Consider the following 11,978-nt stretch of genomic DNA (forward strand, 5'->3'; position numbering starts at 1 on the left):
TATGCCAATTGCAACCAACATAAAGCTTGATAAAAAAACTCATGTATATATCGATACTCAAGGCAAGCAATACACAAGTGTTTCTAAAATAATCAATCGGTACAAAGAGCCATTCGACCGGATGGGAAATGCTGAGAGAGTCAGTCAAAAAACAGGACGCAGCATTTCTGAAATCTTAGCTGAGTGGGATGCAGCAGCTCCCTATGGTACAGCAGTACATAAGCAAATAGAAAACTACCTTCTTGGCAATACTACTGAGATAGACTTGATTCAGCCATATATTCCAAAATTCGATGCGTTAAGGCAATCTGGCTACAAACTTCATTTAGAAACAATTCTGCATGCAGATGATGTATCCGTAGCTGGTATGGCAGATTTGCTCATAGAAAGAGATGATGGAACTTGGTCTATCTTCGACTGGAAAACTAATAAGGCTATTTACAAAAATAGTTTCGGTGGGAAGAAACTCAAGCCACCTTTAGATCACCTCGATGATTGTAACTATATTCACTATAGTCTTCAGTTGAGTTTATATGCTCGGATGTTAGGAAAGCCAATTCATGAGCTGATGATTATTCATATACCTAAAGGAAAAGAAGAATTAGATCCTATTTTGTGTCTTAATTTGGCTGAAGAAGTCGAGTTAATTTTAAGTGAGCATATAAAAGGATAGTTGTGAAATTGTTGAGTAAATGATGGTTTACAATTCAAGAGCTAGTTTGAACATTGACTCAATATGACAAAGCAATTTTTATCAGGTTTAATTCTCGCCATAACTCTTTGCCTTAGCTTTAGCGGTGCTGGTAATGCTAGTTCAGGCTTTCTTGTGGCTTCTTCAATCTGTAAGGATCGTAACGGTGTGACGTATGGCCATCATGGTGATGGACATTGGCATCGAGCTATTTATAGCGAAAATCGTTGGCGTGCTTCCGGGCCTAGCTTGGGTTATTCCAGTCCTTGTAAATAGATTCAAAATTTTGAGAACTTATTACTCTTCAGCGAATTTAGTAGGGCCAAGTCATCTAATAGTTCTTATGTACTTTTTGTTGTGGTTTATGGGGTTTTTTACATATCCCCCCGAAAAGGTATATTCCAGAAAAAGGCTTACTCATCTGAGGGAATTGGAAGCTGTATCAATTGTTGAAGGATCGCTTCTATATCAATCTTTCAGGGCTTCTATTGAACTCATAGCGACCATAAAAGTTCACATGCTGCCAGGCTACAGGCGTAGTTCCCAAGAGGGATGGGTCTGTACCAAGTTACTAACCTTGGGGAAGGCGAGGTCGGGATGTGAATTGTCTAAAACTTGAAGACGAGCAGCAATAGCGCGAAACCGGAGATTTAGTAGAGACATACTGGTTTTTCCTCTTTGGAAGTTATGTATAGGCGCAGCAATGGTTCTGCAACCTTTGAAACTTCTGTGGGAAAAACGATGTTGCTCTAGCTCATCTACTAAATCAGTGGTTTGAATGACGAGATAACCACGTGAAAATAATATAACACGGGTTTAAGTCATTTCTACATATTGTGGTCACTCCGTTTGTTGGAGATGACTAAGGCGATCTCGAAGAGATCCGCTTTGCGGTGCGCCTATTCGTTACCCTCAATGAGAAAAAAGCATTGGTTGAGTGAATAATCGCATATAGGATATTAAGCGGTGAAGCGCGCTTTAACGCGAATTATCGTAAGCTTATTGAAATCGCTGAAACTATTTCTATACAAGGCTTTCAAGGAAAATAGCTGCAAATTATCGTAAGCTTAGGCTATTTTTTGTCTATTCTTAAATTAATTCTATCGTTGGGGATCATTGCTCTGTAAAGGTTTGAAGGCAGGTGATCGCCGAGAAATATGCTTTGTGGAACGTTACTAGATTTCATCATCACTGTTATTCATCTGCTTTTCAAAAGATTGCCGTACGAGGCCAATGACATAGGGAAGTTGCTCTAAATTTTCTAAACCAACTTCGACATCACCATTTCCCCAACGACCTAAATTAGTTACATCTTTGCATAAACCTTTAGGATCATTGATTTCAGGGAATTTCATATTTAGAGATAGTCTCAATCGTTTGGCTTGGGGAACTACATCAACAAAGTTGGTTTCGGCTTTATACGCTACATAAAGTTTTAAAAATTCTTCTGTAATGCAAGGGTCAAGGTCAAGCACTTGCTTCCTAAACTCCGTAAACAACTTTTTAATATTTCCAGAGAGAAGATGTGGGTGATCGTTAACTGAATAATTGGTATTGTTTGTATCCTTTTCCTGATAGACATCTAAGACATCCTGTTCAAGTTTCGGTGCTACCCAAACTTCAATTGCTTTTTGGGACAATTTTTCAGCTCTATGCTTGATTTCATCTTCAGTCCATTCTTCAATCTGACCTAATCCCTGATTTAGTGATAAAGGACTATATTTAAAGCCAATTTCTTTTGCTGTTCCACCATCAACTTCTATTGTTAAGTCTCTTTTTTCTGGAAATGGACGATCACTGTATTCTGAGTTATAAGCTGTAAGTGTTAGGTTTCCCAATGTATGTAACCATTTCGCTTGAATTGCTTGCCAATTTTCGCCAAGAACTTTCTGCCACTCATCAGATAATTTTTTATTCTGTGGCATGATATGCTCGATTGTGTATTCATCTACAACAACTAATTCTTTTTTGTTGTGGTTTTCTAAACGACGTAGCCAATAGGAACGATTACGAAAGTTATATAAATCACGAATTTTTAACTCTCTTTTAAATTCTTCATTATTAGGAAATCTTCTGTAAGATGGCAATGTTAAAAATCGGGCTTTAATGCTTTCAAGATATCGATCTTTTTTGAGAAACTTGTGAAAATTGGCAAATGTTTTATTCAATGAGTTTGTGGGAATTGAACAAATAGCTCTACGAAAAACATAACTTTCAATGAGCCTCGTAGCTTCTAGCAATTCATTTTTAGAAAGAATTTTATTCTGATAATCAGCGTACAATTCGAGGAGTAGTGGATAACATACATCGACTTTTAATTCTCTTAAATCTCTGAAAGCACTTTTTAAGTCTTTGTCTGTTTCTCTCCCAAGAGCAATGGCACAATAATATTTTGAAAATCGATATAAATCTTCGACGGTTTTATTTATGATATTGGAATCTATAGTCTTTGAATTTATAAGTTTTTTGAACGTGACATACACATCCGTTTTCTTAGGTAATTCGCCTAATTTTACTGTTAAATAATATCGCATGAAGCTGTCAAAGTAGCTACTATAAGCTTCTTGACCAAACTCCAACTCCATTCTACGCCAATAATTTTCATAGAGACTCGTTTGCTGTTCTGGTTCGAGTCCCATAAGGATAAAATTACGTATTAAATCAGCTTGGCTCAACTCTCGTCCTGTTGAGTTCATGCTTTCAAATATGAGTTGAGGATTATCAGATTTTCGGTCTAAGGCAATGTCAACAACCATTAATTTTTTCAGACCCTTGCACAATTGGTGAAGATTATTATTAATTCCCCTAATCTTTTGAGTAAAAAAATCAAAGTTAGTGGAAATTTTAAGAGATTTGTTGTGTGGAAAATCCTGATTCTTCAGCAACGATAGCCATGTATCTTTATCTGTTTGAGTTAATATTAGCTTATATTTTTCAGAAGGATCATCAGGGTAAGGATTCGTGAGATATTTGCCACGAATTTGAGAGGAGGAGAATCCTTTTGGTATTTTTTCCTCAGAATAATTTTCAAGTTCTCTTGCTAAAGCTTCTAGTAAAATAGAAATAGTTGTTAGTCGTTGCTGACCATCAATGATCAATAGGGGAGCAGTTGCACTTTCATTCGACATTATATAAACAACTGAACCTATAAAGTGTACTTCTATCTTGTCACTTTTTCCTGCTCTAATAATGTCATCCCATAACTGTTGACATTCTTTGATCTCCCATGAATAAGTACGTTGATAGATAGGGATATTTAATTGCAGTGAGGTTTGCAGAAATTTTAGTAACTGTGTTGCTTGTGCTTTCATTGAAATTTTGAAATTATTAAGAATTTTAGATGATGTATATAATCGCCGTCTAGTTATGAATTCTGCTTTGTGAAGTAATCAGTCATTACTCGCTCTACCAGCTCAGACATATCCTCTTTGTTGCTCACCGCATGGACTTTGATTTGGTGGTGTAGGTCATTACTCAGGTAAATGGTCGTCCGGGTAAAGTTGGGATCTGCGCTTTTGCCGATACGTCGCTGATTTTTTTTTGGTGTGGCCTGGGTCGGCATGGGTTTTCCTTTGGGAAGATTACCACCAATACTTTAACCTTCATTGCGATTTGTAGACATTTAAGTGCTTAAAATAAGCTTTTGGATTACGCTAACTTCTATGTGTTTATCTCAGGCGATCGCCACCTATGCCCAAGACGACGAAAAAAGTAGATACAGAATCCTTTGAGCAGAAACTTTGGAAATCAGCGGATAAGCTCCGTAAGAATATTGATGCGGCGGAATATAAGCACATTGTCCTTGGTCTAATCTTTCTGAAATACATCTCGGATGCCTTCGAGGAGCTATACCAAAAACTGGTTGCTGGTGAGGGAATGTATGAGGGGGCAGACCCAGAGGATAAAGACGAGTATGTGGCGGAGAATGTTTTCTTTGTGCCGAAGGAAGCGCGATGGTCTTTTATTCAGGGGAAAGCGAAACAGCCTGATATTGGGGAAATTGTCGATCAGGCGATGGCAAAGATTGAGGCGGAAAATGCGAAACGTCTGAAAGGGATTTTGCCGAAGGTTTATGGTCAGCAAAAACTCGATCCGGCTTCTCTGGGGGGACTGATTGATCTGATTGGTTCGATTGCCCTTGGGGATGCGGAGGCTCAGGCTCAGGATTTATTAGGTCGGGTCTATGAGTATTTTCTCGGTCAGTTTGCGCTGAATGAGGGGAAGAAAGGGGGACAGTTCTATACTCCCGAAAGTATTGTGCGGCTCTTGGTGGAGATGTTGGAACCGTACCATGGGCGGGTGTTTGACCCTTGCTGTGGTTCTGGGGGAATGTTTGTCCAGAGTCAGAAATTCATTGAGGCGCACCAAGGACGGCTGGATGATGTGTCGATCTATGGGCAGGAGAGCAACGAGACGACCTATAAGCTTTGTCGGATGAACCTCGCGATTCGGGGGATTGATGGCAGCAATATTAAGTGGAATCCGGAGGGGTCTTTCCTCAATGATGCCCATAGGGATCTAAAGGCTGATTTTGTGATCGCTAATCCGCCATTCAATGACAGTGATTGGAGTGGGGATTTATTACAGGGTGATGGTCGTTGGACTTATGGTGCGCCGCCAAAGGGGAATGCAAATTTTGCTTGGGTACAGCATTTCCTCTATCATCTCTCGCCCACGGGTTCGGCGGGTTTTGTGCTGTCGAATGGGTCGCTGTCTTCTAATACCAGTGGTGAGGGGGACATTCGCAAGGCATTGGTGGAGGCGGATTTGGTGGATTGTATTGTGATGCTCCCGACTCAGCTTTTTTACAATACTGGCATTCCGGCTTGTCTGTGGTTCCTGTCTCGCTATAAGAACGGTAATAAGAATCGCTCTCGGAAGGGTGAGGTGTTATTTATCGATGCGTCGGAGTTGGGCTATATGGTCAATCGGCGTAATCGGGCGTTTGCGGAGGAGGATATCGCCAAGGTTGCGGATACTTACCATCAGTGGAAACTGGAAGGGGGCAAGTATGAGGATATTAAGGGTTTCTGTAAGTCGGCAGATTTAGCGGATATCGAAAAGCATAAGTTTGTTTTGACTCCGGGGCGATATGTGGGGATTCCAGATGAGGAAGATGATGGGACTCCTTTTGAGGAGAAGATGGGTGCTTTAACGGCGGAGTTGGCGGAACAGATGAAAGAGGGTTTGGCGCTGGATACTGAGATTAAAATTCAGTTAGCGAAGGTTGGTTTTTCTCTGGAGGTGGAGTGATGGGATTAAAGGATTTACTAGAGGAAAAACGGGAAATCATTCTAGAGATTGCGGCAAAGCATGGGGCGTTTAATGTGCGAGTGTTTGGCTCGGTGGTACGGGGTGAGGATACGCCGGAGAGTGATATTGATTTTTTGATTGATTATGACCCCAATAAGACTACGCCTTGGTTTCCGGGGGGGCTTTTGATGGATTTACAGGATTTGTTAGGGCGGCGGGTTGATGTGCTGACTGAGGATGGGATTAGTGTTTTGATTAGGGATCGCATTTTGGCGGAGGCTCAACCGCTATGAGTGAGGACAAGGATCTAATTTATTTGGAGCATATTTTGGAGTGTATCGAGGCTGTCCAAAGCTACACGGTCAAAGGGCAGAACGATTTTCTGGAAAATGCTTTGGTTCAGGATGCGGTTTTGCGTCGGTTGCAGATTATGGCGGAATCAACCCAGCGGCTTTCCGATAGCTTGAAAACCCAAGCGCCTAATGTTGATTGGCGCGGACTGGCGGGTTTTCGGAATGTTTTAGTTCATGATTATTTAGGCGGCATTAGTTTAAATCGAGTTTGGGATTCAATCGCCAATAATTTACCTGCATTAAAGTCTGAGGTCGAATTAATGCTAACGAAGAAAAAAGGTGGAGTTTGAAATATGAGTGAATTAAATTTGATAACGCTTAAAGAAAGTGACGTCGAAATTATCGATGGTGATCGAGGCAAAAATTATCCAAAAACAGAAGATTTCAAGAAAAAAGGCTACTGTTTGTTTTTGAGTACCAAAAATGTTAGAGAGGACGGTTTTGATTTTTCGGATTGTCAATTTATCTCCAAGCAAAAAGATGAATCATTAAGAAAAGGAAAGCTCAGAAGAAATGATATTGTTTTAACAACCAGGGGAACTTTAGGCAATATTGGTTTTTTCACAAAATCAATTCCTTTTGGAGAGATTAGGATAAATTCTGGAATGGTAATTTTGAGATGTCAAAAAAATGTACTTCCTGAGTTTCTCTATTTATTTTTAAAATCTAATTTATTTAAATATCAAGTTCAATCCTTTTCTAGTGGTTCAGCTCAACCCCAGTTACCAATTAGGGACTTACAAGAAATATTAATTCCCTTACTAAATTTAGAAGAGCAAAAGGCGATCGCCGCCGTTTTATCCTGCCTAGATGTGAAGATTGAGAACCTGAGAAAACAGAACGAGACCCTAGAGGCGATCGCCCAGACATTATTCAAACATTGGTTTATCGATTTCGAGTTCCCCAACCAAGACGGCAAACCTTATAAATCCTCCGGCGGCGCAATGATTCCCTCAGAACTCGGCGAAATCCCCGAAGGTTGGCGAGTTGAAAGTTTAGATTCAATCGCTGATTTCTTGAATGGTTTAGCTCTACAAAAATATCCTCCAGAAAACGAAAATGATATTTTACCTGTAATTAAGATTAGGGAGCTTAAACAAAGAATTACAGACAATACAGATAAAGCAACAAAGAATATACCAGAGCAATATGTTATTGATAATGGAGATATTATTTTTTCTTGGTCTGGCTCCTTAGAAGTTGCAATTTGGTGTTTAGGAAAAGGTGCATTAAATCAACATCTTTTTAAGGTGACATCTGAGAAGTTTCCAAAATGGTTTTATCATCAGTGGGTTTTATCCCATCTGAAGATTTTTCAACACATAGCAAAAAGTAAAGCAACAACAATGGGACATATTCAGAGAAAGCATTTAACAGAAGCTCTCTGTGTTGTTCCCACAGATAATCAATTAAAAGACTTTAATAATGTGTTTAGTCCGTTATTAGACAAGAGTATTAAAAATGCTCTGGAAATTCAAACCCTAACAAAAACCCGTGATACCTTGCTGCCTAAACTAATGAGCGGACAACTGCGGGTGAATTGATAATATGGCTGACTTATCAAGACTGAGAGAACTCACTGAAAAATACTCTTATCGCTGGGGAGATTTAAAGAAATGGATAGATAGAATAGAGTTTAGCTATGAATCTGATATAGAATCTGCAATCAGCAACTCAAATAGTTTGATAGAGACGATTTTTAAAACAATTCTATCTGAACTAGATGAAGAATATCGAAATGATCCAAGCAAGTTACGTAGTATTAAAATCAATCCACTTATAAGACAAACTCTAAAAAAAGTTAATGTTATTAGTCATGAAGAGAATAGCAACTTCATTACTGGTCTGATTAATTCTTTGACTAATCTCGGCAAAATTCGTAATGCTTTTTCCCATGGAAAAGATTTAAAGTCTTACAAAAAAGAAGAAATCGATAATACTACATCTTTGTTTTTAATATCAACAATAGAAAATATCGCTTGTTTTATTATCGATTTTTATGAAATTGAACATCCTCTTCAAGGAAAAGAGGAAATACAGCCAGTATATGAAGATTATCAAGATTTTAATGAATGGCTAGATGAGGAATATGATCCTGTAGAAGTTGCAGAAGTTTTAGTTGATACAAGCATTGCACTCTTTTACGGAGATAAAATTGCTTATTTGAGCAAATACCAAGAATTTGTACCTAATAATGTTGAAAGCTGATGAAACTTACTGAAAATAAAATAGAACAGTTTATGCTTCGGCTTTTTGAAAGCTTAGGCTATGAATATATCCATGGTGCTCAAATTGCGCCAGATAGCGAGTATTCTGAAAGAGACACCTATAGTGATGTCGTTTTATTAGGCAGACTTAAGCACGCTGTCAATACTTTAAATCCCGATATTCCCTACGACTCCCAACAGCAAGCTATCCGCGAAGTCCTAAGCATTGCCAGCCCAGACCTCATCGCCAACAACCAAAAATTCCACCAATACCTCACCGAAGGCATCACCGTAGAATTTCAGAAAGACGGCGAAACCAGAGGTGAAAAAGTTTGGCTCATTGACTGGGAACACCCCGAAAACAATGAATTTCTCGCCATTAACCAATTCACCATCATTGAAGATAACCACAACCGCCGCCCCGATATCATCCTGTTTGTGAACGGCTTACCCTTGGTGGTGATCGAACTGAAAAACGCCGCCGACCAAAAAGCCGATATTTACGCCGCTTATAACCAACTCCAGACCTATAAACGCGAAATACCCAGCCTCTTTACCTACAATGCCCTGCTGATTATCTCCGATGGACTGAGCGCCAAAGCAGGCTCACTTTCTGCCGACTACAACCGCTTCATGCAGTGGAAAACCAAAGATGGCAAAACAGAGGACGACCAAACCAACGAACTCGAAGTTTTAACCGAGGGAATGCTGAATAAACAGACCCTCCTAGACCTGATTCGCCACTTTACCGTTTTCGAGGCAACCAAGACCCAAGACCCCAAAACCGAACAAGTCACCATTAAACCCATCAAGAAAATTGCTGCCTATCACCAGTATCACGCCGTCAATAAAGCAGTAGAAAATGTGGTTAATGCCACCAGTGGCGATCGCCGAGGCGGAGTAATTTGGCATACCCAAGGCAGCGGTAAATCCCTATCAATGGTCTTTCTCAGCGGGAAACTGGTATTAAACCAAGCCCTAGAAAATCCCACAATCCTAGTCCTGACCGACCGCAACGACCTAGACGACCAACTCTTTGATACCTTTGCCGGATGCCGTCAGCTCCTGCGCCAAGACCCCCAACAAGCCGATGATCGCGCCGCCGTCCAAGACCTCCTCAAAGTTGCCTCCGGTGGCATTGTCTTTTCCACTATCCAGAAATTCGCCCCGACTGATGGCGAAGCCCTATATCCCACCCTCAGTAACCGAGAAAATATCATTGTCCTCGCCGACGAAGCCCACCGCAGTCAATACGGCTTTAAAGCGAAACAAGTAGACCTCAAGGACGAAGCCGGAAACATTATCGGGAAACAAACTAAATATGGCTTTGCCCGTTATATCCGCGATGCCCTACCCCATGCCTCCTTTGTTGGTTTTACCGGAACCCCCATCGAAACCAGCGACAAAAATACCAAGGAAGTTTTCGGCGATTACATCGACATTTACGACATTGCCCAAGCCGTTAGAGATGGCGCAACCGTCCCCATTTACTACGAAAGTCGCCTGATAAAACTCGAACTCGAAGAACAGGGCAGACAACTGATCGAAGAACTTGAAGAAGACCTCCAGTTTGAAGACCTCAGCACCACCCAAAAAGCCAAAGCCAAGGGAACCCAACTCGAAGCCATTGTCGGCGCAACCAAAAGACTAGAGGCGATCGCCGCCGATATTGTCAGCCACTTTGCCGAACGCCAAAAAGCCAATCGGGGTAAAGCGATGATCGTCACCATGAGCCGTCGCATTGCCGCTAACCTTTATGCCCAAATTACTGAACTCCTCCCAGACTGGCACGATGACGACCTGACCAAGGGCAAAATCAAAGTCGTCATGACTGCCAATGCCGACGACGACGAAACCCTCGTGAAACATCACACCAGCAAAGGCGATCGCCAAGTTCTAGCCCAACGACTCAAAGACCCCGATGATGAACTCGAAATGGTCATCGTCTGCGATATGTGGCTAACCGGATTCGATGCCCCCTGCCTCCACACCATGTACATCGATAAACCCCTAAAATCCCATAACCTCATGCAGGCGATCGCCCGAATTAACCGCGTTTATTTCGACAAAGAAGGCGGATTAGTGGTGGATTATTTGGGGCTGGCAACCGAACTGAAAAAAGCCCTCAATTTCTATGCCGAGAGCGGCGGTAAAGGGCAACCGACCCTTGATCAAGATGTAGCCTTGGGATTACTCCTGAGCAAAATTGAAGTGGTCGAACAAATCCTCGCAGAGTTCGATAGCAACCGATATTTCAGTGCTGACACCGGAGGGAAACTAAACATCCTCAAATCCGCCACCGATTATGTCTGCCACCCCGACCGCAAAGAAAGATTTCTTCGGGAAGTGACCGCATTATCAAAAGCCTATTCCCTCGCCGTTCCCCACCCAGAAGCACTCGCACAAGCCGAAAAAATATCCTTTTTCCAAGCCATCCAAGCCAGCATCTATAAACTCGAACCCAGTAACGGTGGACTCAGTAACCGCGATATTGAAAGTGCAATCCGGCAAGTTGTAGACCAAGCCCTAGTGACCGATGCCGTGATCAATATCTTTGACGAAGCAGGTATCAAAGACCCCGATATTTCCATCATTTCCGATGAATTTATCGACGAAGTACGGGGTATGAAACATAAAAACCTTGCCGTCGAACTGCTCCAGAAACTCCTGAATGATGAAGTCCGCAACCGTCGTAAAGTAAACCTTGTCCAGAGCCGAAAACTCGCGGATATGCTCGAAGATTCCCTACGCCGCTACCATAACCACGTCATCGAAGTTACCGACGTAATCGAAGAACTACTCAACCTATCCAAGGAACTCACCCAAGGCGATCAAGAGGCAGAGGAATTAGGACTAGAACCCTACGAATATGCCTTTTACCTAGCCCTCGGCGATAACCAAAGCGCAATTGATGTGATGGGAGTTAGTGGTTTAAAAGAGTTGGCGATCGCCCTCACAGAGAGAATCAAGAAAAATGCTTCTATTGACTGGAATTTAAAGGAGAGTGTCCGAGCCAGAATGAAGGTGATGGTGAAACGTTTACTTCGCCAATATGGTTATCCGCCTGATATGCAAGCCCTCGCCATTGAACTGGTACTGGAACAAGCCAAGGTTTACACCGAAGCAGAAGTAAATAATTTATAGGCGATCGCTGGAATTTATGGCGTATAACGGATCAGCATAATGGGGTTCATCCCAACAAAGGTACATAATGCGACATAGGCTCAAGACGTATCTCGGATAGGGGTCATGCCGAGATACGTGTAAAAAAGTGCAAGTAGATTCTGGAGGCATTACTCTGTAGCCTTGTCAGTCATCAATGAATCAGCTCCTTGTAAAACCTCCGACAGAGGTTGAAGCGATCGCCCCTATACCCACTTAATCAAGTAGTCACTTGTTTACTTATTCACGTGTTCAAGTGGGAAAATCGCGCTAAAATTCACTTAACCACTTAAATACGTAATCACTTACTCA

10 protein-coding genes are annotated in these 11,978 nt (G+C 41.5%); 7 read left to right on the forward strand and 3 right to left on the reverse strand.

Features of this window, described 5'->3' with window-relative positions:
• Window position 1: 1 nt before the first annotated feature.
• On the forward strand, window positions 2-673 hold the full coding sequence (locus AWQ21_RS14590) for a hypothetical protein (protein ID WP_065715425.1): 672 nt from the start codon (window positions 2-4) through the stop codon (window positions 671-673).
• Window positions 674-1,219: 546 nt separating this feature from the next.
• Here the strand turns inward: AWQ21_RS14590 and AWQ21_RS16660 are convergent.
• The 3 genes from AWQ21_RS16660 to AWQ21_RS14605 all read right to left on the reverse strand — a co-directional run bounded on the left by AWQ21_RS16660 (window position 1,220) and on the right by AWQ21_RS14605 (window position 4,253).
• Window positions 1,220-1,354: a hypothetical protein gene (locus tag AWQ21_RS16660; protein ID WP_257784288.1), complete on the reverse strand. Its 135-nt coding sequence runs from the start codon at window positions 1,352-1,354 to the stop codon at window positions 1,220-1,222.
• A 512-nt stretch (window positions 1,355-1,866) separates the two neighbouring features.
• Window positions 1,867-4,002: a DUF262 domain-containing protein gene (locus AWQ21_RS14600; RefSeq protein WP_065715427.1), complete on the reverse strand. Its 2,136-nt coding sequence runs from the start codon at window positions 4,000-4,002 to the stop codon at window positions 1,867-1,869.
• Between the two features lie 53 nt (window positions 4,003-4,055).
• A complete protein-coding gene (locus AWQ21_RS14605) occupies window positions 4,056-4,253 on the reverse strand; it encodes a hypothetical protein (RefSeq protein ID WP_065715428.1) in 198 nt (65 codons plus the stop codon).
• 128 nt (window positions 4,254-4,381) lie between these two features.
• Between AWQ21_RS14605 and AWQ21_RS14610 the strand changes: the two genes are divergently transcribed.
• Genes AWQ21_RS14610 through AWQ21_RS14635 form a run of 6 tightly spaced genes read left to right on the forward strand, consistent with a single transcriptional unit; the run spans window position 4,382 to window position 11,648 of the window.
• Complete coding sequence (locus tag AWQ21_RS14610) at window positions 4,382-5,944, forward strand: class I SAM-dependent DNA methyltransferase (protein ID WP_065715429.1); 1,563 nt, start codon at window positions 4,382-4,384, stop codon at window positions 5,942-5,944.
• The gene (locus AWQ21_RS14615; RefSeq protein WP_065715430.1) at window positions 5,944-6,237 is read left to right on the forward strand and encodes a nucleotidyltransferase family protein; all 294 of its coding nucleotides are present in this window, start codon (window positions 5,944-5,946) and stop codon (window positions 6,235-6,237) included. Before AWQ21_RS14610 ends, AWQ21_RS14615 begins: the two co-directional genes overlap by 1 nt.
• Window positions 6,234-6,587, forward strand: a complete 354-nt coding sequence (locus AWQ21_RS14620; protein WP_065715431.1) for a DUF86 domain-containing protein — start codon at window positions 6,234-6,236, stop codon at window positions 6,585-6,587. Before AWQ21_RS14615 ends, AWQ21_RS14620 begins: the two co-directional genes overlap by 4 nt.
• A gap of 3 nt (window positions 6,588-6,590) precedes the next feature.
• On the forward strand, window positions 6,591-7,841 hold the full coding sequence (locus AWQ21_RS14625) for a restriction endonuclease subunit S (protein WP_065715432.1): 1,251 nt from the start codon (window positions 6,591-6,593) through the stop codon (window positions 7,839-7,841).
• Between the two features lie 4 nt (window positions 7,842-7,845).
• Complete coding sequence (locus AWQ21_RS14630) at window positions 7,846-8,505, forward strand: hypothetical protein (RefSeq protein ID WP_065715433.1); 660 nt, start codon at window positions 7,846-7,848, stop codon at window positions 8,503-8,505.
• A complete protein-coding gene (locus AWQ21_RS14635) occupies window positions 8,505-11,648 on the forward strand; it encodes a type I restriction endonuclease subunit R (protein WP_065715434.1) in 3,144 nt (1,047 codons plus the stop codon). Before AWQ21_RS14630 ends, AWQ21_RS14635 begins: the two co-directional genes overlap by 1 nt.
• Window positions 11,649-11,978 lie beyond the last annotated feature (330 nt).

The sequence above is a fragment of the Picosynechococcus sp. PCC 7003 genome (assembly GCF_001693255.1).
In the GTDB taxonomy this organism is placed as follows: Bacteria; Cyanobacteriota; Cyanobacteriia; order Cyanobacteriales; family MRBY01; genus MRBY01.

Bases quoted from the DNA above. Each gene is read 5' to 3' on its own strand.
- AWQ21_RS14590 (WP_065715425.1), top strand. From the start codon at position 2: ATGCCAATTGCAACCAACATAAAGCTTGATAAAAAAACTCATGTATAT.
- AWQ21_RS16660 (WP_257784288.1), bottom strand. From the start codon at position 1,354: ATGTCTCTACTAAATCTCCGGTTTCGCGCTATTGCTGCTCGTCTTCAA.
- AWQ21_RS14600 (WP_065715427.1), bottom strand. From the start codon at position 4,002: ATGAAAGCACAAGCAACACAGTTACTAAAATTTCTGCAAACCTCACTG.
- AWQ21_RS14605 (WP_065715428.1), bottom strand. From the start codon at position 4,253: ATGCCGACCCAGGCCACACCAAAAAAAAATCAGCGACGTATCGGCAAA.
- AWQ21_RS14610 (WP_065715429.1), top strand. From the start codon at position 4,382: ATGCCCAAGACGACGAAAAAAGTAGATACAGAATCCTTTGAGCAGAAA.
- AWQ21_RS14615 (WP_065715430.1), top strand. From the start codon at position 5,944: ATGGGATTAAAGGATTTACTAGAGGAAAAACGGGAAATCATTCTAGAG.
- AWQ21_RS14620 (WP_065715431.1), top strand. From the start codon at position 6,234: ATGAGTGAGGACAAGGATCTAATTTATTTGGAGCATATTTTGGAGTGT.
- AWQ21_RS14625 (WP_065715432.1), top strand. From the start codon at position 6,591: ATGAGTGAATTAAATTTGATAACGCTTAAAGAAAGTGACGTCGAAATT.
- AWQ21_RS14630 (WP_065715433.1), top strand. From the start codon at position 7,846: ATGGCTGACTTATCAAGACTGAGAGAACTCACTGAAAAATACTCTTAT.
- AWQ21_RS14635 (WP_065715434.1), top strand. From the start codon at position 8,505: ATGAAACTTACTGAAAATAAAATAGAACAGTTTATGCTTCGGCTTTTT.